The 23,530-nt window shown below is 45.4% G+C and carries 14 protein-coding genes and 3 pseudogenes; 11 read left to right on the top strand and 6 right to left on the bottom strand.

Features of this window, described 5'->3' with window-relative positions:
- The 3 genes and pseudogenes from RIM23_RS01620 to RIM23_RS01610 all read left to right on the top strand — a co-directional run.
- A pseudogene (locus RIM23_RS01620) lies at positions 1-240 on the top strand (hypothetical protein); the annotation flags it as partial.
- A 210-nt stretch (positions 241-450) separates the two neighbouring features.
- Positions 451-3,645 carry a PAS domain S-box protein gene (locus RIM23_RS01615; RefSeq protein WP_446363873.1) on the top strand — a complete coding sequence of 1,065 codons (3,195 nt, stop codon included), beginning with the start codon at positions 451-453 and terminating at the stop codon, positions 3,643-3,645.
- Positions 3,646-4,008: 363 nt separating this feature from the next.
- Positions 4,009-6,477 carry an endonuclease MutS2 gene (locus RIM23_RS01610; RefSeq protein ID WP_446363871.1) on the top strand — a complete coding sequence of 823 codons (2,469 nt, stop codon included), beginning with the start codon at positions 4,009-4,011 and terminating at the stop codon, positions 6,475-6,477.
- Positions 6,478-6,981: 504 nt separating this feature from the next.
- On the opposite strand, the gene RIM23_RS01605 is transcribed toward RIM23_RS01610, so the two are convergent.
- Positions 6,982-8,070 carry an ISAs1 family transposase gene (locus RIM23_RS01605; protein ID WP_446363869.1) on the bottom strand — a complete coding sequence of 363 codons (1,089 nt, stop codon included), beginning with the start codon at positions 8,068-8,070 and terminating at the stop codon, positions 6,982-6,984.
- A 429-nt stretch (positions 8,071-8,499) separates the two neighbouring features.
- On the opposite strand from RIM23_RS01605, the pseudogene RIM23_RS01600 reads away from it, so the two are divergent.
- The 8 genes and pseudogenes from RIM23_RS01600 to RIM23_RS01565 all read left to right on the top strand — a co-directional run.
- Positions 8,500-10,389: pseudogene (locus RIM23_RS01600) on the top strand (toll/interleukin-1 receptor domain-containing protein); the annotation flags it as partial.
- Positions 10,390-10,625: 236 nt separating this feature from the next.
- On the top strand, positions 10,626-10,934 hold the full coding sequence (locus RIM23_RS01595; RefSeq protein ID WP_446363867.1) for a hypothetical protein: 309 nt from the start codon (positions 10,626-10,628) through the stop codon (positions 10,932-10,934).
- A 212-nt stretch (positions 10,935-11,146) separates the two neighbouring features.
- On the top strand, positions 11,147-11,737 hold the full coding sequence (locus RIM23_RS01590) for a DUF3038 domain-containing protein (RefSeq protein WP_446363865.1): 591 nt from the start codon (positions 11,147-11,149) through the stop codon (positions 11,735-11,737).
- A gap of 195 nt (positions 11,738-11,932) precedes the next feature.
- Complete coding sequence (locus tag RIM23_RS01585; protein ID WP_446363863.1) at positions 11,933-13,501, top strand: DUF4335 domain-containing protein; 1,569 nt, start codon at positions 11,933-11,935, stop codon at positions 13,499-13,501.
- A gap of 256 nt (positions 13,502-13,757) precedes the next feature.
- Positions 13,758-15,341: a B12-binding domain-containing radical SAM protein gene (locus tag RIM23_RS01580; RefSeq protein WP_446363861.1), complete on the top strand. Its 1,584-nt coding sequence runs from the start codon at positions 13,758-13,760 to the stop codon at positions 15,339-15,341.
- Positions 15,342-15,718: 377 nt separating this feature from the next.
- On the top strand, positions 15,719-17,119 hold the full coding sequence (locus RIM23_RS01575) for a DNA methyltransferase (RefSeq protein WP_446363859.1): 1,401 nt from the start codon (positions 15,719-15,721) through the stop codon (positions 17,117-17,119).
- On the top strand, positions 17,119-18,093 hold the full coding sequence (locus RIM23_RS01570) for a type II restriction endonuclease (RefSeq protein ID WP_446363857.1): 975 nt from the start codon (positions 17,119-17,121) through the stop codon (positions 18,091-18,093). Before RIM23_RS01575 ends, RIM23_RS01570 begins: the two co-directional genes overlap by 1 nt.
- Before the next feature lie 248 nt (positions 18,094-18,341).
- On the top strand, positions 18,342-20,000 hold the full coding sequence (locus RIM23_RS01565; RefSeq protein WP_446363855.1) for an ABC1 kinase family protein: 1,659 nt from the start codon (positions 18,342-18,344) through the stop codon (positions 19,998-20,000).
- Positions 20,001-20,288: 288 nt separating this feature from the next.
- Here the strand turns inward: RIM23_RS01565 and RIM23_RS01560 are convergent, their stop codons facing one another.
- The 5 genes and pseudogenes from RIM23_RS01560 to RIM23_RS01540 all read right to left on the bottom strand — a co-directional run bounded on the left by RIM23_RS01560 (position 20,289) and on the right by RIM23_RS01540 (position 23,248).
- Positions 20,289-20,834, bottom strand: coding sequence for a cofactor assembly of complex C subunit B (locus RIM23_RS01560; RefSeq protein WP_446363853.1), 546 nt, complete (start codon positions 20,832-20,834; stop codon positions 20,289-20,291).
- Positions 20,835-21,078: 244 nt separating this feature from the next.
- Complete coding sequence (locus tag RIM23_RS01555) at positions 21,079-21,432, bottom strand: PadR family transcriptional regulator (RefSeq protein ID WP_446363877.1); 354 nt, start codon at positions 21,430-21,432, stop codon at positions 21,079-21,081.
- Positions 21,433-21,445: 13 nt separating this feature from the next.
- A pseudogene (locus RIM23_RS01550) lies at positions 21,446-21,670 on the bottom strand (cofactor assembly of complex C subunit B); the annotation flags it as partial.
- Between the two features lie 272 nt (positions 21,671-21,942).
- Positions 21,943-22,296 (bottom strand): PadR family transcriptional regulator, encoded by a 354-nt coding sequence (locus tag RIM23_RS01545; RefSeq protein ID WP_446363875.1) that lies wholly within the window; start codon positions 22,294-22,296, stop codon positions 21,943-21,945.
- 490 nt (positions 22,297-22,786) lie between these two features.
- Positions 22,787-23,248 (bottom strand): hypothetical protein, encoded by a 462-nt coding sequence (locus tag RIM23_RS01540; RefSeq protein ID WP_446363851.1) that lies wholly within the window; start codon positions 23,246-23,248, stop codon positions 22,787-22,789.
- Positions 23,249-23,530: the final 282 nt, after the last annotated feature.

Raw genomic sequence — 23,530 nt, 5'->3', positions numbered from 1 at the left:
GCCGATGCTAACGGTGCTGCCAATATCTTAAGTAGGGGCGAAGCATTGGCGCATAAAAATTATGGAACAAACCGCTCATTGAACTCCGCCAATGCTTCGCCCGTACAGATACAGCTAGGTTTTGACCTAGCCAAGGTCTGTAGGGCGTTTTTGACTGCGCCATCCAGAGTTTTCCTCTGGAACTCTAAGAAGACAAAAGGTCGGGACGCGGCTTTAGCCCGTCCCGCAGTATCCTCTTAGAATCCCCCGCGTTTTAACCGGGGGAGAAGTCAACCTATCTTGAAGCCAGGATAGGGTTTACTCAAGGGGGGTTCATGGATGATAGAACTGGAGTCTTGGCGCTCCCATCGCTAAAAACGAGGATCTTCTCAGGGCGTACAGATAAAATCTATGACAATGACGTAACACTAGAGCATCTGGCTTTGGCAAGGGTAAGGAGAAGTAACTTTAATGAAAACGCTAGTATCTAGCAACACAACAGTCAACCTTGAGCAACTCTATCCAGATCGTCATATGGATATGGCAGCTAAAGCAACATTTGAGGATTTAACTCGTTTAGCCGCTAGCGTTGTCCAAACCCCGATCGCACTCATCAGTCTCCGGGATACCAAAGGTCAGTGGTTGCCATCACAAGTGGGTTTAGAAGCCGATTCTACACCGCATTACTTAGGATTATGTCGCCAAATCCTGCAACATTTGGCAAGGGAAGATCAGCCGCTATTGGTGGTAGAAGATACTCTAGCCTCAGATAAATCCCTGACAAGTTCACTCCCGATCCGATTTTATGCCGCCGTTCCCTTAGTTACCCCTCAAAATGAAACGGTGGGTATTTTATTGGTTATCGACCAAGTTCCGCGACAGTTAACCGTACAACAAAAAGACTCCCTAGCCGCATTAAGCCGACAGGCGATCGCACAGTTAGAGTGGCAAAAGAAAGTGATCAATTTGGCAACCCAGGTTCATCACTGTCAACGGATGGAAAAAGCCCTACAAACGTCCCTGGAAAACCTAGTCGATCTGACAGTGGCGCTGGATCAGTCTTCAATTGTCGCGATTACAGACCGTCACGGTAAAATTAATTACGTTAATGATAAATTTTGCCAGATCTGTAAATATTCCCGGCATGAGCTTTACGGCGCTGACCATCATCTACTCAGTTCTGGCTATCATCCACCGCAGTTTTTTCAGGACTTGTGGCACACGATTTCCCAAGGAAAAATCTGGCGAGGTGATATCCAGGATCGTGCCAAAGACGGCAGCTTTTATTGGGTCGATACCACCATCGTGCCTTTAATTGATGCCCAAGGAGGTCCTTATGAATATATCTCAATTTGTAAGGATATCACGGCACAAAAACAAGCCAAAGTTGAACTGGATCGCTTTTTTGCCCTATCCCCTGACTTGATGGCAGTTATTGGCTTCGATGGTACGTTTAAGCGGATCAATCCCGCTTTTGAAACAACCCTCGCCTATAGCCAACAGACACTCCTGTCTCAACCATTCCTCGATTTCGTCCATCCTCAAGATCGTACCGCTACATTAACGGCTTGGCAAACCCTATTAAGCAGTTCATCAGACGTTTACTTTGAGCATCGCTATCGATGTCAAGATGGATCTTATAAATGGCTTGCTTGGAACTGTTTGCCTTTAGCCGAAGCCGATGTCGTCCATGCGATCGCCCGTGATATTACCCATACTAAGCACCGTAAAGCCAGTCTGCTGGAACGATCCCGTTTGTCTACCTTAGAAGCCGATATTGGCGCTGTTCTCGTTGGACAAAACGGCAGTCTGGGCGAAAGTCTCAAACGCTGTACCGAAGCCATGGTACGTCATCTGAACGCCCTCGGTGCTGGGATTTGGACAGTGGCTGGCATTACTGAGGAAACCCAAATACCCTTAGTCTTAGAATTGCAGGCAAATAGTGGCGAACATTTACCTACACACCTATTCCCCCAACGCCTCCTGACTAACCAAGGCTTAATCGCCAAAGTCGCCCAAACCCTAAAGCCGATTCATCGTCCTATCTTAACCCCAGGAAATGACTTGTCCAATAAAAGCTATATTGGGATTTACCCGCTGATTGTCGAGTCTCACCTGGTTGGGTTTATTGGGTTACACAGTTGCCAACCTTTCTCTAAAATTGTACAAGGGGTATTGGGATGGGTGGCTAATGCGATCGCGGTAGCTATTGACCGGATTTGGATACGCGAAGAACTCCTCAGTCGCCGGGAAGCGTTACTGTTTCAGTTAGCCAGTCAAATTCGCAATTCCCTAGAACTCGATACAATCCTAGACACCGCTGTCACTGAAATTCGCGGCTTACTGGAGGTTGACGGCTGTCACTTTTTATGGTTAGAATCCAATTCAGAAAAGCCCAGTTTGCGGGTTACCCATGAAGCACGAGAGCCAAATTTACCCAGCTTATTAGGAGACTGTCTCCCGCCACAACTTGCCCCCTTAGCGGACATTATTGGCAAATTACATCCCCTGAGAATTAATGATATCAGCCAAACTCAAAACTTAGCCCCCGAAACCAGATCCCTACTCGCCGATTGGGGAATTACCTCAGGGTTAGTTCTACCATTACAAACCAAAACCGGACAACTGGGGGCGATTATATGCAGTCATTATCAGGGTTCGCGCCAATGGAGCGATCGCGAAGTCAAATTATTGCAAGCGGTGGTTGATCAACTCACGATCGCGATTGAACATGCGGAATTATTCGCTGAAACTCTGGCAACAGCGCAGGCGGCTCAAACCCAGGCAAACCAATTAGAGCAGGCATTAAGGGAATTAAAGCAAACTCAATCGCTATTAATTCAGACCGAGAAAATGTCTACCATCGGTCAAATGGTAGCCGGTATCGCCCACGAAATCAATAATCCGGTTAATTTCATCACCGGCAACCTCAGCCATACGACGAACTATATTGGCGACTTATTACAACTGATCGAATGTTATCAACAATACTATCCCAATCCGCTTCCAGATATTCAAGAGTTTATCGAAGACATTGAGTTATCCTTCCTCATCGAAGACTTGCCAAAAATGCTCTCCTCAATGAAGATGGGAGCAGATCGGATTCAAGAGATTGTGATTTCGCTGCGGAATTTCTCGCGGATTGATCAAGCCGAAATGAAGGCGGTCAATATTCATGAAGGCATTGATAGTACCTTACTGATTCTCCGCAACCGGATGAAACCCTGTGGGAATTCTCCGGGGATTACGTTGATTAAAGAATACGGTGATTTGCCTCCGGTTGAATGTTATGCTGGTCAACTGAATCAAGTCTTTATGAATATTATTAGCAATGCCCTTGATGCCTTTGACGGTGAAATAAAAGCCGGAGCAATTACCGCCGAAGATAGCCAGTTTAACCTTAAACCAACAATTTGGATTAGCACTGAGGTTGTAGACAATAATCAAGCCGTGATTCGGATTCGCGATAATGGACCCGGAATGAGCCAAACTATCCGCGATCGGTTATTTGATCCTTTCTTTACTACAAAACCTGTTGGTAAGGGAACAGGATTAGGTTTGTCAATTAGCCACCAAATTGTTGTCGAGAAACATGGTGGTATTCTCAAATGTCATTCTGAACCGGGACAAGGAACAGAATTCTGGATTCAAATTCCGATTAATTAAACTCTATACATTTCAGGAATATATTGACAAAAGACACAATCTGTGAAAGCATAGTTAACTTTTAGACTGGGTGTATGATATAGCAGTAGACACATCGATTAGGACTTTCGGCACCATTGTAGAGACGTTGCATGCAACGTCTCTACATAATGGCGCGTCTCTACATAAATGATGTGTCCTAACCGCTATGGCGGTTGCTATAAATTCCTTCTCCTTTCTCCTTTTGGCAGAATTCATCGACTATTTCCTCCCACCAGGGAACGACTCGACAAGATTTTTCACACAGAGTAAGGTTAGACTCACTCGCCTCTCTGGGAAAATTGTCTAATAATGAACATATAAGATAAGCTTTAAAGTTGGGCTTTGATTCAATCTGAAACGTTAGAACTACTCGAATGGCAACGCCTGTGCCAACACTTGGCAACCTTCGCCGCCACTAAACTGGGCGCGATCGCGGCTCGCCATCTCCATCCTCCCGCCACCTTAACCGAAAGCCTGCACCTGTTGGCGCAGACAAAAGAAGTCTATCAACTCGAATGTCGGTTAACCAGTGGCTGGACCTTTGAGGGGATTCACGATATTGGTGATGCTCTAGAGATTGCACAACGACAAGGGATATTATCAGGAGAAGACTTACTCGCGATCGCGACAACTCTCTTCGGTGTGCGTCGTTTACGGCGTCTCATCGATGATCAAGAGGATATCCCCGTTCTCAACCAACTCGTTGCTGATATCCGTACCTATCCCGAATTAGAACAAGAAATTCATCGTTGTATCGACGAACGCGGGGATGTCACCGATCGCGCTAGTCCGAAACTAGCAGAAATTCGACAACACACTAAATCCCTACGCGATCGCATCTATCAAACGCTCCAGAATATCGTACAACGCCAAGGCGCTGCCCTCCAGCAACCCTTAATTACTCAACGGGGCGATCGCTTTGTTCTCCCGGTGAAAGCCCCCCAGAAAGACTCGGTTCCGGGTATCGTTCATGACGCTTCCAGTACGGGTGCTACTCTATACATTGAACCTAACGCGATCATTGGACTCGGAAATCAACTCAAAACCTATCAACGACGAGAACAAGCCGAAGCCGAAGCCGTGCGTCGCGTATTAACCGAACAAGTCGCCGCCGTTAAACTAGATCTCGAACAGGTATTAGCCGTCGCCACTCGGTTAGATTTAGCCACCGCCAAAGCCCGATATAGCCTCTGGCTTCAGGCAAATCCGCCGCGCTTCATCGATCCGAATCAACGAGAATCGATTACCCTGCGTCAGCTACGACATCCCCTGCTAGTATGGCAGCATCAGCACGAAGAAGATGCCCCAGTTGTACCCATTACCATCCAGATTCAGCCCCATATAAGAGTTGTGGCGATTACCGGTCCCAATACAGGGGGTAAAACCGTTACCTTAAAAACATTGGGGTTAGCTGCACTCATGGCAAAAGTGGGTTTATTTGTCCCCGCCAAAGAACCCGTAGAATTGCCTTGGTTTGAGCAAATTTTGGCAGATATAGGTGATGAACAGTCTTTAGAGCAGAGTTTATCGACATTTTCCGGTCATATTCGCCGGATTAGTCGGATTTTAGATGGGTTGGAAAATTGTAGAGACGTTCCATGCAATGTCTCTACAGATGGGGGAGAAGATGATTTAGCACAAAGGAAACCAGACACCCCACATCCTACATCCGCCCTAGTCTTACTCGATGAAATTGGCGCAGGAACAGATCCAGCCGAAGGAAGTGCTTTAGCGATCGCACTCCTGAAATATCTGGCAGATCATGCTCAGCTTACCGTAGCCACGACCCACTATGGTGAACTTAAGGCGCTCAAATATCAAGATGAACGATTTGAAAACGCCTCGGTTGAGTTTAATGATGTCACCCTTTCCCCCACCTATCGCCTACTATGGGGAATACCCGGTCGATCGAATGCGTTAACCATTGCCCAACGGTTAGGTTTAAAGTTAGACGTGGTATCCCTGGCTCAAACCTTAGTCGGAAGCAGTTCACAAGAGGTGAACCAGGTAATTTCTGGACTCGAAGCCCAACGGCGTGATCAGGAAACCAAAGCCCAAGAAGCCAACCAACTCCTCCAGCAAACCGAACGTTTGCATCAAGAAGTATCTAGTAAAGCCAAACTCTTGCAGGAGAGAGAACGGGAATTGAAACTCTCCCAAGAACAGGCGGTACAAGACGCGATCGCCCAAGCTAAAGCAGAAATTGCCCAAGTGATTCGCAAATTGCAGCAAGGACCCAAAATCGCTCAAAACGCTCAAAAAGCCACCGATGCGCTGAAGACAATTGAGCAGCGCCATATCCCTAAAACCCCTGCGGCGAAAGCCAAACCAGAATTTAAACCCCAAGTTGGCGATCGTATCCGCATTCCTCGTCTAAATCAAACGGCTGAAGTCTTGACGCCTGCGGATGAAGATGGAGATCTAACAGTACGCTTTGGCTTAATGAAGATGACGGTATCCCTTGCGGATATTGAATCCCTAGAGGGTCAAAAGGCGCATATCCCCGTAAAATCCAAACCCGCATCTACCCCCGCACCAGCCCCCTCATCCCCGCCGACTCCCCCGATTCGCACCGAGAAAAATACGATTGATCTACGCGGATCTCGTATCGCCGATGCTGAAGTCGATTTAGAACAAGCCATTTCCAAAGCCATCGCCTCTGGGGTATTGTGGATTATTCATGGTAAGGGAACTGGAAAATTAAGGGCTGGGGTTCATGAATTCTTAGAACGCCATCCCCTCGTTGATTGGTTTGAATTAGCCAAGCAAGCAGAAGGTGGATCGGGGGTAACGGTAGCTTACCTGAAATAGCTAGATCAGATCACGATATATCGTACCCCTACCACAAAGGAATAATTGATTGGGTAGGGGCACGGCATTGCCGTGCCCTATTATCACCATCGTAGTAGTGTGGCACACCTTAATTTGATTGCCTCATACCCAAAACCTGTAGGGGCGCACCGACGTGCGCCCGTGTCAACTTAAGGTTAAACCGTTACTCAATAAGAGATCCCCCCTAGCCCCCCTTAAAAAGGGGGGAATAATAAACGAATCAAAGTCCCCCTTTTGAAGCAGGGGGTTTTCATTCTCACCAAATATACCACAACAAAAGCAAAATCTTTGCTTCTCAAAACGGTTTCTTATCGACTCTCAATTCTCTCTCTTCAAGTCTATTTTCTATCTTCAACTATCGGGATTAATTAATATCCACAAAAAAGCCTGAATTTCCTACATCTCCTTCATTCCAAGGTTTAGCCTTCTTTTTTTGAAGTTCTCTTTTTTTATTCACCATGGCTTTATTTCATCTATGTTTTGTTAAATTAGCAACATTTTTTGCCAATGTTTTCCTAACCACACCTGTCCTTTACTAATGGATAAAAAACCACAAATTCGGCAAAGGTTCATGATTAAAGTTGTCAACAAAGAGAATTTTTCGGCGACAACACAATCTTTGATTCTTAAATTATCTTCTTGAAAAACTACATCTTTTACCCAATGGACTTGATTTTCAATCCCCCAATGTTGTTGGATTTTTTCGGCGAATATTTGAGCAGGTAATTTTTTGCTGCTTATATAATATAAGGTCTCATTTCCTTCTTTTCTTTCCCGCCATCCTTGTCTTTTTACACTTATTACACGGTGAAGATGTGGATAGTTTTTTATGCCAAGTTTTTGACCATCAAATACAGATACTGTTCGGGTTATTTTTCTTCCATGACTTCCATCTTCCCTTTGATATTCGCTTAAAGGTTTTTCTTTTTCACTTAATTCTTTTAGGCGATTGTACAATTTTATTTGATTCTTCTTTACCGTAATTAAATAATCATTTTTACTCTCAATTATTGTCCGAGTAGTCTTCTGACTACAATGGAGCGCATCTAGAGTAAAAACCTTATTAACTAAACCGCTTTTCTCAATCATAGTGCGGACTTCAGCGTTTTCTGAACTTTCTTGACTCTCGAATGCCTCTGATTTAATGACTAATTGAGTTTCTGGACTATATGCGGATATATTTATCAAAATATTTTGGCAATTATTTTCATAATCAGTTAAAGTGTTTTTCAAATTTTTTCCATCCACTGCGAGCCAATCCTCCCCATCTTTTAGCCAATAATGTTTCTCAACAAAATCTTCAAATATGGCTTTTATTTCTAGGGTGTTAAGACCAATCATCACTCGTCTAATTGTACTATAAGATGGCAAGTTTTCTTGAGGTATGCCCAGCCATTGAATGAGTTTTTCTTTTTCATAAGAGCTAAACTTTGCGATCTGTTGATAATTGACATTCCCCGTCATCAAACCCAAAAAAATAATGGATAAAACTACCCATAATTCGTGCCGTTTTCCTCGTTTGTGGCGAAAATCCTTGACTTTCTTGAATCCTTCAATTATGCTAGTAAGCATGATTTTTTTAAATTGAAAAAAGTGAGCTTTTCTTAATTTTACCGGGAAAAGTTCACTTTTCTTTTAAAGATTCCCCCGGACTTTGAAAACCCCCTGCTTTTGAAGGGGGATTTAGGGGGATCTAAACTGTGAAGTACTGCTAACATCCATAACGGAAGTCAATCGGGGAAAGACTTTAAGATTAAGTTGACACGGATGACCGACGTGCGCCCGTGTCAACTTAAGCGGAAAACCCCAGCAATACCTTGACTCTACCCCACCCTAACCCTCCCCTTATAAAGGGGAGGGAACATTTCCCCCCACCCCCCTCATTCCCCACTACGAGGAGGGGGAAACCAGCGGATGCTTCGCTTTTTTTGCACGGGGGATTAAGGGGGGTTAAGATTAAGGCGACGAGTTATTGATTATTTGCTTTATTGAGACAAAAAAATGACTCAATTGTTCGATGCCTTCATCTCCTACGGACGAGCAGATAGTAAAACATTTGCCCAGAAAATTCAAGCTCGTTTAGACGAAGCCGGATTCAATGTCTGGTTTGACTTCAATGATATACCCTTAGCCGTCGATTTCCAGAATCAAATTGATGATGGAATTGAAAAAGCCACTCACTTCCTCTTCATCATTGCCCCTCATTCAGTCAACTCGCCCTATTGCCTCAAAGAAATCGAATTAGCAATTAAGCTGAATAAACGCATCATCCCCTTGTTACACGTTATGCAAATTAGCCAGGAAACCTGGCAACAACGAAACCCAAATGGCACAGAATCAGAATGGGAAGCTTATAAAGCAAAAGGGTTACATGAAAGCTATCAAAATATGCACCCGACAATTCGCAAACTGAACTGGGTGTATTTCCAAGACGGAATCAACGACTTTGAGCAATCCTTAGCCGATTTAATTAATTTACTCCACTCTCATCGGGATTATGTAGACAAGCATACCCAGCTTTTAATCAAAGCCTTGGAGTGGGAACGCCATCAAAAACAAACTAAATACCTGCTAGTTGGCGAAGAAAAACAGCAAGCTGAAGCTTGGCTGAAGATACGGTTTAAAGACGAGCAACCGCCTTGTACACCTACGGATTTGCATTGCGAATATATCACCGAAAGTATCAAGAATGCCAATAACTTAATGACTCAGGTGTTTATCTCATACACCAATGAAGATCGGGCAACAATGGAGAAAATTCGCAATAGCTTGAGGCGGGAAAGTATTACAGTTTGGACGAATACGACAGATATTCAAACGGGAGAAGCGTTTGAGGAGGCAATTAAGCGAGGAATTGAACAGGCGGATAATGTGGTTTATCTGCTCTCGCCTGACTCAGTAAATTCAGATTATGCTCAGCGTGAACTCGACTATGCTGTATCGCTGAATAAACGGATTATTCCTTTGTTAGTGCGAGAAACACCACCGGAACAGATACCGTTAGCGCTGCGGGATTTGCAGTATATTGACCTGACGGACAATGTAAAGGAAGAGGATTATTATCTGGATGAAAGCCAACTGTTGAAGATTTTGCAGCAGGATGCGGCTTACTATAATGAGCATAAAATATTACTCACCAAAGCCCTGAAATGGAAGCGGCAGCACGAGAATCCCAGCATTCTGTTGCGGGGGTATAACTTACACAGTGCAGAAACATGGTTGAAGGTGGCAAACAAGAGAACTCAGCATTTGCCGACACCGTTAATTGAAGAATTTATTGATGAAAGTTTACGACAACCGCCAGCCATATCTCTAGATGTATTTATTTCCTATTCTCGTGCCGATGCCGATTTTGCTAGAAAACTCAATGATGAACTACAACTACAGGGTAAACGGACGTAATTTGACCAGGAAAGTATTGCATCGGGAGCGGATTTTGCCCAGGAGATTCATGGCGGAATTAAATCCTGTGATAATTTCTTATTTATTCTTTCCCCTCGTTCTGTAAATTCACCCTATTGTGCGGCGGAGGTGGAGTATGCGGCAGGGTTGAATAAGCGCTTTGTTACCGTGCTGTATCAGCCCGTAAATTCAGAGGAACTGCATCCAGAGTTAGCCAAAGTGCAGTGGATTGATTTTAATCAGAACCAGCGGGATTTTAATGTCAATTTTCGACAATTGGTGAGAACTCTGGAGACAGACAGGGAACATTTACACCAGCATACCAAATGGTCACAGCGAGCGATTGAATGGCAGGAGAAAGGAAAGAGTCCTGACTTGCTGTTGCGGGGGAGTGAATTGGCAATCGCTCAGGCATGGTTACAGGAGACTCAAGGGCAGAAGAAAAAGCCAGGGGTAACGGAGTTACAGAAGGCGTATATTGGCAAAAGTGGGGGACATAAGCGCAGAAATCGGCTGTTGTTGACGGGGGCAGTTGTCTCGGTGATGGGGGTAGTAACGTTTCTTTGGTTGGACGCTCGACGGCAAGCCACTACTGCAACACTGCGGGAAAATGCTGCTCGCGCTCAGTTGTTGCTACCAATCGAGCCAGTGGAAGCCCTGGTTCGGGCAATCAAGACAACGGGTGAGAGCAAATCGTCATTATTTACATCCAAGACGATCCAACCGTGGAAATTGCTGGACAGTCTTGGAATATCCTCTGTTGGGACGGGAGTCTGCATGGAGAGGCGGCTGCGGTGATGGATGCTTGTGAAAAGGCTGTAGCACTTGCGCCTGAAAATGGAGAGTTTCGGGATAGTCGCGGCATTGCCAGAGCGCTGACGGGGGATAAACAAGGAGCGATTGAGGATTTTCAGGCATTTATAGAATCGACTAATTGGGAGGAAGGCAAAAAACAACGGCAAGGCTGGATTGATGCCCTCAAGGCGGGGAAGAATCCTTTCACAGAGGAGGAAATTGAGGAATTGTTAAGGTAGTTACCAATCCGTATCCGGGGAACGCTACCCCCGTTATAACCCAGTCCGCGCAGGCGGACTTTGTTTGTGTAGCAGCGATTTCAATCGCCTCCTCAAAAAGGGATTGTGCTCCTCAATTCTGCGCCAAGGAAACTTAGGGTACACTCTAAAAGTCGTGTTTCTCTATTGGTAACTACATCCACCCGCCTGATTTAATTTCTTACTCTAAAGTTATGCGCTCTACCCTAAAGACGCCAACATCGTCTCACGCTTGGCAGTATTTGCCCTTGGCTCAAGTGCCAGACTCTCTGCAACTGGATAACATTAAAACCCAGTTGGACTTAATCTTAATGGCGCTGGAAGCCCTGGCGGGTATTGGTTCTGAAGCAATGCTGCAAGCGGCGGCTGACTTGAATTTAGAGTCAGTGGTGTCCGATCGCGTCGGGTTATGGCGTCTGCGTCAGTCTAACCCCCAGCGTAAAAGTTCAGGGGGGCGTAAAAAGTTGGATGTGGAAGAAGCGCGATCGCTCGTTTTGATTATTTGCCACCTAGCTAAACAGCATCAGGAACTCATTCGTCGGGCTCTAGCCCTTTTGGAACAAATGACTGAACAAAATAGTGAACCCCATCGTACTGCTTTGTTAGGCGATTATCTCGATACATTTATCAACACCTATCAGGAACGGATGGAGCAAAGAGACAATGTATCCATGGATTTACTCAATCAACTGGCATTCAAATTACTCATTGATTTACTCTTTTACAGTGATTCTCATGGTCATCGGCGTCTCTGGTTAGCCTTATTAGGTTCAGCATCTGCGTAAGTTTTGAGTGTGTTGCGGGTTTAGGGACTAACATTGATTGTTATCCTTAACTTGACGGCAAAACCCGCCCTTTCTGTGTAGGGGCGGGTTTAGGGACTAACATTGATTGTTATCCTTAACTTGGCGGCAAAACCCGCCCTTTCTTCAAGTGCAAGAATTCTTTGACTAATGACAAATGACGAATAACAAATAACAATGCCTAGCTCAGTTCTACACCGCTATACTCCACCCACCTGTACTCTAGAAATTGTGGCAAAAACTTCACCCCTGTCGCGATGGGTGGGGAAATCTGTTGTGAAGGACTTACGTTTTGAGTTGCATTTTGACGATCCCCGACAGCCTGATGAAAAGCTGATTACCATAAAAGGCGATCGCACGGAACTTGATGTCTTATATGAGGCAGTTAGCCAATACATACAAAACTTCCTCAACGCTTCTCCCCAACCATTACCCTGGACTAAATTAACGCCTTCTGTACAACCTGATCATCCAGACGCATCCAAATCTATTGCCCAACACTCAACGTCTCCTATCTCCTTAGTTTCCTCGGCTCAACCTCAAGAAACTCAAGAGTCTGAAATACCATCCACCAAGTTACAACCCTTAAAACCATGGACATTACCCTTAGGCATTACCCTAAAACCCAAAGGGCTAGTTACCCATGAATTATTTCTCGGTCAACTAGCAAACGAAGACTCTGGATCAGTAGTGTACTTAAGTGTCCTACAACTATTCGATTTAGCCACAGCTTTAGATGACTATGCGGCAGAAATTTTAGCCTTACCCAATCTTAATCGCGCCGGTACAGCCAAAGTCCTACCCCTTTGGACAAAAGCCGCCGCCGCCCTCGTGTTAGCCGTAGGATTAACCACGGCGGGTGTGAGATGGTTCAATCAATCCCAATTAACTCAGCAAACCGCAACCTCAACCCCCAATCAAGCCTCAGATTCAGCCGAAGAAGTCCCCTCAAACCTGGCTCAAGTACCGCCACTACCCACAACCTCACCCTTACCTTCGCCGCCTGCGCCGATTCCGACTCCAACCATACCGCCCTCCTTAGCCAACGCTCCCACATTACCTCCCCCCCAACCCGTTCAACCCCCAACACCATCGGCTCAAAGTTCATCGCCAGCACCAGTAATCCAACGTCCAGAAATTTCCATCGCGCCTCCACCCCAGCGCCCTCCTGCTCAACCCGCGCCGAGTACAGCCGCATCTCCCACTCCACCCCCTACCCAGCCCAGTCGCCTTCCAGCGCCCCCTAGCAATACCCAAAGGGCACCTCGTTCGACCAAAATACCTGCAACACCCCCACCTCTGCCCGTATTTCCCCCTCTTGATGTCACTCCGGCTACACCGGAACTCCCAGGAGCAACAAGTCGTTTGCCTGTTCTCACCCCTCCTCCTTCTCTCTCAATAGAGACAGAGCCAACCGAGTTGGGTAATACTAATGAAGCAGCGAGGGATAGACTCTTTGACACGATTCCCCAAGTCGCACAGGCAAGAAACTATCTGCAACAGCGATGGCAACCGCTAGAGGACTTGACAAAAGCGCTAGAGTATCGGCTATTTATCGCCCCAGATGGTTCCATTGAACGGATTATTCCTCTGGGAGGAGCCTCACAAGTTCACATTGAACAAACCGGTATTCCGTTAGTAGGCAAACCTTTTGTTTCACCCGTTGAAGGAGACAGGAATCCCATAATTCGGGTTGTACTTAATCCTGATGGTCAAGTTGAGACATTTTTAGAGCCAATGCGTTAATCTGCTCAAAAATAATCCCAATTCATTAATACCAAGTTGCATTCAAAGATATAACGTTCTCTCCCCCTGCTTCCAGACGCGCCATGGCGCGTCTCTACATTGCCTCCCCTGCCTCCCCTGCCTCCCCTGCCTCCCCTGCCCCCCCTGCTTCGCCTGCTTTTCCATCCGAAATGGAACTATACTATGGGGAATTAGGAATGGGAAAACCCCACACAGGAGAATTCCCTCATTCCCATTGCCCACTACCTAAACTACAATGCGCGTTTTACTCCTTTATCCCCAGTTTCCCAAGTCCTTCTGGTCTTTTGACAAAGCCATCGAACTGGTTGGACGCAAGGTGACTCTGCCGCCTTTGGGTATGATTACAGTGGCAGCGATATTACCTCAGACTTGGGAATTCCGTCTGGTAGACCGGAATGCGAGGTTAGAAACCCAGGATGATTGGGATTGGGCAGATTTGGTCATTGTATCCGGGATGATTGTGCAAAAACCTGATTTGTTGCATATCATTCGGGAAGCCAAGCGGCGCGGGAAGACAGTTGCAGCCGGAGGTCCCTACTTTACCTCTGTACCCGATACAGCATTACAAGCTGGGGTCGATTTTCTAATTTTGGATGAGGGGGAAATTACCTTACCCAAGTTTGTCGAAGCGCTGGAACGCGGAGAAACCTCTGGCGTATTGCGTTCTGATGGACAAAAGCCGGATGTCACCAATACCCCGATTCCTCGTTATGACTTACTGAATTTAAGCGACTACAGTGATATGTCGGTACAGTTTTCTAGAGGCTGTCCGTTTCAGTGTGAGTTTTGTGACATTATTGTCCTCTATGGGCGCAAGCCGCGCACGAAAAGCCCAGCACAACTACTCGCCGAATTACAACGACTCTATGACTTGGGGTGGCGGCGTTCCATTTTCCTCGTGGATGATAACTTTATTGGCAATAAGCGGAACGTTAAGCTATTACTGCGAGAACTAGGACCGTGGATGGCAGAACACGGCTATCCTTTCCGCTTAAGTACAGAAGCTTCCGTCGATTTGGCACAGGATCAGGAATTGCTAGATCTGATGATAGCGGCTAACTTTACGGGTGTGTTTTTGGGAATTGAAACACCAGATACGGAGAGTCTATCCCTCACCCAAAAATTCCAAAATACTCGCAACTCCCTGATGGAAGCGGTACAAACCATTAATCGCACTGGACTGCGGGTGATGGCAGGGTTTATTATTGGCTTTGATGGGGAAAAACCCAAAGCAGGCGATCGCATTATCGAGTTTGTAGAAGCTACAGCCATCCCCCAAGCCATGGTGAGTATGCTTCAGGCTCTGCCCAATACGGCGTTATGGCATCGACTTAAGCGAGAGGAGCGTCTGTTAGAAGAAGATAAGGAAGCGAATATTCACCAAGGAACCCTAATTAATTTTATCCCCACTCGTCCTGTAGAAGAACTCGCTCGCGAATATGTCAGTTGTTTCTGGGAATTGTACGAACCCCACCGTTATCTGGGGCGAGTGCATCGCCATTTCCTCCAGATGCAACCCACGCCGCACAAGCGCAAATTTAAGATACCAGACTGGATGACTCTGCGGGCGCTATTAATTATTATGTGGCGACAGGGAATTAAGCGTTCCACTCGGTTCCAATTTTGGCGTCAATTATTTTCCATTTTGCAAAACAATCCCCGCATCTTTGAGCGTTATATTGTCAATTGCGCTCATCTAGAGCATTTTCTGGAGTATCGTCAAATCGTCCGGGATAATATTGAAGCACAATTAGCGGAGTATTTAGCGGAACAAGCCAAGGTTTCTGCTGAAGTGAGAGAAACCGAATTAGTCAGCTAAATTGGCTATTGGCGTGACACAGCTAAAATTGCAGATTAGATTTGACGATTGAATCGGGCACACGTCAGTCATTGGTGTCAACTTAAGGTTGGAACCCTTACTTAATAAGAGATCCCCCCTAGCCCCCCTTTGAAAGGGGGGAAAAGGGGGGAACCAGAAATTAATCAAAGTCCCCCTTCAAAAGGGGGAAGCCAAAGGATGCTTCGCTTTTGTTCCATGGGGGATTTAGGGGGATCTAAACTTTGAGCGCTAGTTATACAAAGTCTTAAGTTGACACCCATGACGTCAGTGCGCCCCTACAGTGGCTGGATGTTAATCTATCAAACTAGATGTGCTACAGCACTACATTAAAATCTGCTTACCCGTGCATAGTGTAAATGGTATCAGTTCAACCCAGCTTAGGTGAAATTGAACACCTAGACTCTAAATTAGCAAAACATTTCAACAGCAAGTTAATTGTCCATGAGCAGCTTAACCGCTCCCTGGTTAGTTATCAAGCCAATAAAACTCGCTCAATATATCGGTGGTATAAGTATAAGGAAGCCTTTTCTGCTGCTTTGGTGAACTATCTATTGCAGCGTTATGAGATTACTAACGGCACAATATTAGATCCATTCGCTGGGAGTGGTACAGCCCTATTTGTCGCGAGTGAAATGGGTGTCAATGCCCAAGGAATTGAGTTACTGCCCATTGGTCAAGAACTCATTACCATTCGGCAATTAATAGCCTCCAACCTTACTACTGATGATATCGCTACTTTAACCCATTGGTCAACAACACGACCCTGGGAAAAGGTTGAGAGTATCTGCTATATTCCAGAATTACGAATTACTAAAGGAGCTTATCCCGAAGCAACTCGAAACGCAATTGAACAATACATGAGCGCATGGCAATGTGAAAATAAACAAGTTCAGGCTATTTTGCGCTTTGCCTTACTTTGTATTTTAGAATCGGTGAGTTACACGCGCAAGGACGGTCAATATTTGCGCTGGGATTATCGCTCCAACCGGAAACCCGCAAAGAAACCTTTTAATAAAGGGAAAATCCCCAGTTTTGCTGAAGCAATTTGCAGTAAACTCAATGAAATTGTTGCTGATTTGCAGCCTCAGCATGAACAGCTTGAACTTTTTTCGGTAGAGAAGAAACTAGGTGAGATTAAGCTTGACAAGGGTTCATGCCTAGATTTAATGCCAAGGTTACCAGATAGTTCATATCATGCTATTTTAACTTCGCCTCCCTATTGTAATCGCTACGATTACACAAGAACTTATGCATTAGAATTAGTATTGTTGGGCATCAAAGAGCAGGAACTATTAAACTTGAGACAACAAATGCTAAGTTGTACCGTTGAAAATCGCCCCAAAGATTTACTCCAAATTAATCCTCACTGGCAATCCGCGATCGCGGCGGCTGAGCAACAGGAATTATTACAAGCTATCTTGAACTATTTAGATGACCAAAAAGCACAGGGAATTTTAAATAACCAGGGAATTCCCCGTATGGTTCGCGGCTACTTTTATGAAATGGCTTGTACAATCGCTGAATGTGCGCGAGTTTTGAAATTTAATGCTCCCTTGATCATGGTGAATGATAATGTTCGCTATGCTGGGGCGAGTATTTCAGTGGATTTGATTCTTTCAGACTTAGCCGAAAAACTGGGATTTGATGTTGAAACTATTCTCGTTTTACCCAATGGTAAAGGCAATAGTAGTCAGCAAATGGGCGCTCATGGGCGAGAACCATTGCGTAAGTGTATTTATGTGTGGAGAAAATGCTGATGACAACGGATAAGCCCTATTGTCAGCATTTAAATTCTAGTGATGACTTAGTGACTCCTTATGCAGCAATTCGATCTGGTTTTGTCGCTTTAGCTTTAGAAAAAAATCGACGAGCTACACCCTTTGTCGAGCAAGCAAGAGTTTTGAAAGCGGCTGCATCTAGAACCAAAACCCCTATCGAGTTAGCTGATGTTGAGGACATACAACCTGCCTTATTAACAGCAGCAGGAGTTTCAGATAAAGCGGCGGGTTATCTAGATCCTCAAGATAAAATGGCAGCAATTCGGGGATTAATCGAAAATTTCCTTGAGCCAGCAGGTGCAAATTTTATTGAGGAGTTAGTCTTTCGATTTCTGCTTATACGAGGAGATACCCTTGGCGGTTCCATGCGGAATGTTGGTGGAATCTTAGCCCAACGGAAGTTAACTCGTATGTTGCTATCTACTTTGACTGTTGCAGGTAAATCTTATCAGTGGCTACATTCAAGAACGAATCAATGGCTGCAAATGACTGATGAAGATGTAGACATTGAATTGCAATTAAAAGGGTTAAGTTGGAAAAATAATCAGCAAAGCCGGACTCTTATCTATAACTTAACTGTGCCTTTTATAAGAAACAATGTAGATTTATGCTTGTTAAGCTGTAGTCCCCAAGAGTTGGCGACAAAAAAATTGGCTAAAGCAACCTATAAACTTCCTACTGTTTACCTGGCTCTCGGAGAACTAAAAGGCGGCATTGATCCGGCTGGTGCTGATGAACATTGGAAGACAGCTCGTTCAGCACTCTACCGAATCAATCAAGCATTTATGACTCGTGAACTAAAACCGCATACCTTCTTTATTGGAGCCGCGATCGCTAAGGCAATGGCAGGTGAAATCTGGCGTCAGCTACAGGAAGAAACGCTGACAAATGCAGCTAACTTAACAGATGAAGATCAACTGGCTTCTATATCACGTTGGCTATGTAGTCTTTAAGTGTATCTCATCGAACTGAAAACGGCTGTGTAAGTTGAGTAACCTGTAGGATGCAGGCAAGTCGAAATATGTTGATTCCGATTTTATTTCAAAACTTAATCCTGTAGACTGATTGTCAGCCTGAGAAATCCCTGTCATTATTAAATTATTTCTTATAGTAAATATAGAAGCATTTAGTTAAGGGATTAGATTACTGCTGATTCCTGACTCCTAGACTAACCTCAATTCCAAGCCTATCAGTATAAATCATGTTCTCCTTAACTCAAAACAGCTCTCGACAACGTGACATTCTAGAAGTCGTCTTCCGCAATGGTTGGGAGTACATGCGAAGACTTCTAACCGGTAGCAAGACTGACAAACCACAATTACCTCCCCCAGAGGTGCTGCGTAACGTGCTAACAGAATTGGGACCGGTTTATGTGAAGCTAGGACAATTGCTGAGTACCCGTCCCGATTTGTTACCCGCCGATTATATTGATGCTCTCTCGGAACTCCAAGCTAGAGTACCACCTGTGGCGTGGAGTGAGGTTGAAGTGTTGCTGCGAAAACAACTACGACAACCCTTAGAAGAAACCTTTGCCAAAATTGATCCCAGAGCCGTTGCTGCGGGTTCTATAGCCCAAACCCATCGAGCTACCTTAAAAAATGGTCAGGAGGTGGCGTTGAAAGTTCAGCGTCCAGGAATCGATAAGGTTGTGCCTCAGGATATCGCGATAATTAAAAGTTTAGCCGATTTAGTCTCGCGCACCGATTTTGGACAAGACTATGATGTCGTGGCTTTGGCGGAGGAGTTTGCCAACGCCCTAGAAGCCGAACTCGATTTTACCAAAGAAGCCAGCTATACTGACCAATTACGGCGCAATCTTTCCAGAAGTCGCTGGTTTGACCCAACGCAAATCGTGGTTCCCGCTATTTATTGGGAGTTGACGACACAGAAACTGATGGTGATGGAATGGTTAGAGGGTAAACCCATTCTCGAAGCCCAGTTTTCGGTAGAGCAAAATGGCGCGGATAGCAAAACTGAGATGGAACAGCGCAAAGAAATTACGACGCTGTTATTTCGTGCCTTTTTTCAGCAACTCTATGTGGATGGTTTTTTCCATGCTGATCCTCATCCGGGCAACTTATTCTACCTCCAAGATGGTCGCGTAGCGCTTTTGGACTGCGGAATGGTTGGGCGTTTAGACCCACGTACCCAGCAAATTTTAACCGAAATGTTACTCGCGATCGTGGATTTAGATGCTCAACGCTGCGCCCAGTTAACGCTGCAACTGTCTGAGTCCGGTCAACCCGTACTCTTATCGCGGTTGGAAAATGACTACGATCGCATGCTGAGAAAATACTACAACCTCAGCGTCTCACAAATCAACTTCAGTGAGGTCTTTTATGAAATCCTAGAACTTGCCCGAAATAACCGAGTTCGCTTACCCAGTAATATGGGATTATATTCCAAGTGTCTCGCCAACTTAGAAGGGGTGGCTCGTACTTTTAATCCAGAGGTGAATCTCCTCGACGAAATCAAACCCTTGATGACCGATTTATTTCGGCGTCAGCTTTTGGGTTCAAATCCCTTGCAAACCTTTCTCCGAACTGCTCTGGATATCAAAAGCCTCTCGTTGCAATCTCCCCGTCAGGTGGAGTTACTTCTTGACCGAATCACCTCAGAAACCTTAAAGTGGAATATCATAATTCGAGATATTGACCCTCTGCGCCGGAGTCTGGATGATTCAGCCAATCGGCTTTCATTTAGTATTTTGGTAGGGTCTTTGATTATGGGTGCCGCGATTATCTCCACAGGAGCGCAAACAAGTCAGCTTTCACTGTTGAGTAATGTCCTATTCGGTGTTGCCAGTTTTTTAGGGCTGTGGTTAATTGTCAGCATTCTTAAGTCAGGACGATTGAAGTGAACAGTGAACAGTTAACAGTTAACAGTCAACAGGGAACGGTCAACAGGGAATAGGGAATAGGGAATAGGGAATAGTCAACAGTCAACAGTCAACAGGGAATAGAAAAAGAGTATTGACACTCCCACGGCTCAAAGCGCGTGGGATTCTGTATTCAACGATAAGCTATAGAAATTTTCTCCCCCTGCTCCCAGACGCGCCATGGCGCGTCTCTACATTGCTCCCCCTGCTCCTGATAACTGATAACTGATAACTGATAACTGATAACTCCCTCATCTCCCCCAGTTACCCTTAATCCCCCGCCTCCGGAGAGGGTTGAAGCTTTAAGGCTTGCTGGAGTTGAGCAAGTTCATCGCGATGGGCGATAACAGTAACTAAGCTTTGTGTACCCGGTTGTGGACTCTCTAAAGGTTCAACTTTTAGGAACACCTGTTCATCGCGTCCCGCACCTTTCCAGTAAAAAATGCCAGCAACAGGAGCCAGCAAAACTAACCCCAGGAAAACCTGGGTCAACGTTGGGTAAAGTACGGAGAGAACCAAAGATAAGCAAAGAATACCGCAGGCAGCGAGTGCTGTCAAAAAGATAGCCAGAAACCAACTCGGTCGCACAAAACCCTGAAATGTCACTTGACCCGTGGCTGGGTCAACAGCAGCTACCCGGTATGCCCTTTGATCAAAATAGTTCTGCAACCGTTCTAAGAGGGAGGCTTCGGGTTCTTGGGCAATGAGTTGAACTTTTTGAGTTCGGTCTTTAACCGAAGCACGGATGAAAAAGAACAAACCTACTGCTAACAATAGAGTCAGCAGGAATGTGGAAGACAGAATTGGTGTACTCACAGATATTGACCAACAACAGGTATCCTTGGCTTACCACTTTACTGGGGTGAACCGATTATGATTGAACAGTTGAGCTGTAAGAGACTCAACAGCTCCCCTGTCGTTGACAATAATAACTCATTTAGCAAAAGAACCCGTACATGACGGCAGAAACTGACCATCAGTTCACCCCACAAACCCGTGTTTGCACTGAACTTGAGTTGGGGAAAGGTTATTACTGATGGTGTAATTCTGCCGAAATGTGCTATATTGCTTCTTTCCCCTGAGTAATATAGCCACGCCAAAACCCTGCTAGTTGGCGGGCTTTATCCCGCCAATCGCTAGAGATCTGATACGTCCTGCGGGGGCGTCCTCGTCCTTCCACTTTTTTCCAATACCCAGTGATTGCCCCAGCTTCTTCCAAAAATTTTAGGGCGCTGTACAGAACTGTATCAGACAGTCGATAGGTTGGGTATTCGTGTTCGAGTTGTTGGATCAAGTGAGTGCCATAGGAGTCCCCTTCTATGAGGACAGACAACACATAGCATACAGCTAATTCCTTGTTGAGATAGTTGGGAGGAGGGTCTTGAAAAAACTGATAGATATCCTCAAATTTCATCTGCATAGTCCGCCCCCTGAAATGTCACTTGACCCGTAGCTGGGTCAACAGCAGCTACCTGGTATGCCCTTTGATCAAAATAGTTCAGCAACCTTTCTAGGAGGGATGCTTCTGGTTCTTGGGCAATGAGTTGAACTTTTTGGGTTCGGTCTTTAACAGAAGCACGGATGAAAAAGAACAAGCCCACCGCTAACAATAGAGTTAGCAGGAATGTAGACGACAGGATGGGTGTACTCACTGATATTAACCTAAGCCAGGTATCCTTTGCTTACGACCTATAGCATAGCAGGATACATCTAACAGGACAATTTGAAAACAAGTTTTCTCTCATCGGCAATTCATCCCATCCCTAAAAGCGAAGGTTTTCTTGCCGAATTCAGATAACTCGTTTAGCCAAAGAACCAGACATGACAGCAGAAGCTGACCACCAGTTCACCTAACCAACCAGTGTTTGCACCGAATGAAGTCAGGGAAAGGTAGTAACTGATGGTGCAAGTCTGCCGCAATGTGCTATATTGCTTCTTTCTCCTGAGTAATATAGCCACGCCAAAACCCTGCTAGTTCACGGGCTTTATCCCGCCAATCGCCAGAGATCTGATACATACGACGCGGGCGTCCTCGTCCTTCCACTTTTTTCCAATACCCAGTGATTGCCCCAGCTTCCTCCAGAAACTTGAGGGCGCTGTAAAGAACTGTATCAGACAGTCGATAGGTTGGGTATTCGTGTTCGAGTTGTTGGATCAAGTGAGTGCCATAGGATTCCCCTTCTATGAGGACAGACAACACATAACATACAGCTAATTCCTTGTTGAGATAGTTGGGAGGAGGGTCTTGAAAAAACTGATAGATATCCTCAAATTTCATCTGCATAGTCCGCTGAATATCCCAGTAGGTCAAATTTGCATGGGACAGTTTTCCTAAAACTAACCATGGTTTCAACACCCTGAAAATTTTCGGTGCAATGTATCGATGAATAACGAGCAATCTTAGCTTGCTCATTCCTCTGGTACTTTATAACCTCAAACTATTGAGGTCGTCTAATGCACTCGTTAGTTTGGTGACGGCAGATGCAACAACACTGAATAATCTCCATCAATTTTAGCTAAGTAATGGAGTAATTCTCCAAAAACATCTAGGCTTTCTAGTCCAGTTCAAGGGAAAATCGTCCCCTCAGTGTGAACCCGATTGCGCGATCGCATTGCCAGCATTAATAATTTCTACTAGCTTATGGAGCAATAGTCCGCAATATTTTGTTTTCAATTCCTTAACGTTTTCCCAAAAGGGGTTTCAGACCGTCCTTATTTCACTGCTAAGAGATGCTACCCTATTCCGGAGGGGGTCTGGGAAACGTTAGTTAAACACCCAGTTCTGGATTCGTATGCCAAACTTCTTTAATAATCTTACCCGTTTGATCGAAGTCAGCCTGGTAAGACATTGACCAAACCACCATCAGTCCTTGATCGGACTTGGCAGTGATCTGAATTTGGGCTTTAACGGTGCGATCGCGCCGATGCAGATCCAGTACCTGAAAGTCTTTAATATCATACTGGCGGAAAAAGTCCTGCCAAGCTGAGTAGATGGATTGTCCCTGATACGTCTGATTTACATCAGGCACACTGTAGGAGCGCTTGAGGACAGCATGATCACTGTAGCCATAGATTAACAGATCGGGATTAGCCGTTGCGATCGCCTGCCAGTGTTCTTGAGCCGCAGATAGGGGATTAGCACTGACCTGAGTTTTATAGAAAGACAAGCTACAGACTAAAGCGATGGCACAAATGGCGTAGGATAAATGTTGTTTCCCAGTTGGTTCCATACGCTTCCTCCATGAGCTGACGTGATGATTAGGTTCCCACCGTATGGTTAAGGCAGGGCAAACATACCTGCTCTCTCACAGACGCCTAACCTCCATTAAAAGTTCACGGCGGAATAACCGGGAAGTCAGGAAATATAAGTACGTAAGCAACCCCGGTCTAAAGACACGGAGCTTTAGCCAAATAAGTTAAAGCTGTGCTTACCAGCCTAAGTGCTAAGCGCACTACGTTATCGGCAAGTGTTAAAGACCTACCTGCGGATGCGATAGCCAGTTTGCTGCTCT

The sequence above is a fragment of the Coleofasciculus sp. G3-WIS-01 genome (genome assembly GCF_040223135.1).
GTDB lineage: Bacteria > Cyanobacteriota > Cyanobacteriia > Cyanobacteriales > Coleofasciculaceae > Coleofasciculus.
Note: the sequence above shows the minus strand (reverse complement) of the source record. Positions and strands in the feature narration are given on the sequence as shown.

Coding starts and splice junctions, on each gene's coding strand:
- RIM23_RS01615 (WP_446363873.1), top strand. CDS start 451: ATGAAAACGCTAGTATCTAGCAACACAACAGTCAACCTTGAGCAACTC.
- RIM23_RS01605 (WP_446363869.1), bottom strand. CDS start 8,070: ATGCTTACTAGCATAATTGAAGGATTCAAGAAAGTCAAGGATTTTCGC.
- RIM23_RS01590 (WP_446363865.1), top strand. CDS start 11,147: ATGCGCTCTACCCTAAAGACGCCAACATCGTCTCACGCTTGGCAGTAT.
- RIM23_RS01585 (WP_446363863.1), top strand. CDS start 11,933: ATGCCTAGCTCAGTTCTACACCGCTATACTCCACCCACCTGTACTCTA.
- RIM23_RS01580 (WP_446363861.1), top strand. CDS start 13,758: ATGCGCGTTTTACTCCTTTATCCCCAGTTTCCCAAGTCCTTCTGGTCT.
- RIM23_RS01575 (WP_446363859.1), top strand. CDS start 15,719: ATGGTATCAGTTCAACCCAGCTTAGGTGAAATTGAACACCTAGACTCT.
- RIM23_RS01570 (WP_446363857.1), top strand. CDS start 17,119: ATGACAACGGATAAGCCCTATTGTCAGCATTTAAATTCTAGTGATGAC.
- RIM23_RS01565 (WP_446363855.1), top strand. CDS start 18,342: ATGTTCTCCTTAACTCAAAACAGCTCTCGACAACGTGACATTCTAGAA.
- RIM23_RS01555 (WP_446363877.1), bottom strand. CDS start 21,432: ATGAAATTTGAGGATATCTATCAGTTTTTTCAAGACCCTCCTCCCAAC.
- RIM23_RS01545 (WP_446363875.1), bottom strand. CDS start 22,296: ATGAAATTTGAGGATATCTATCAGTTTTTTCAAGACCCTCCTCCCAAC.
- RIM23_RS01540 (WP_446363851.1), bottom strand. CDS start 23,248: ATGGAACCAACTGGGAAACAACATTTATCCTACGCCATTTGTGCCATC.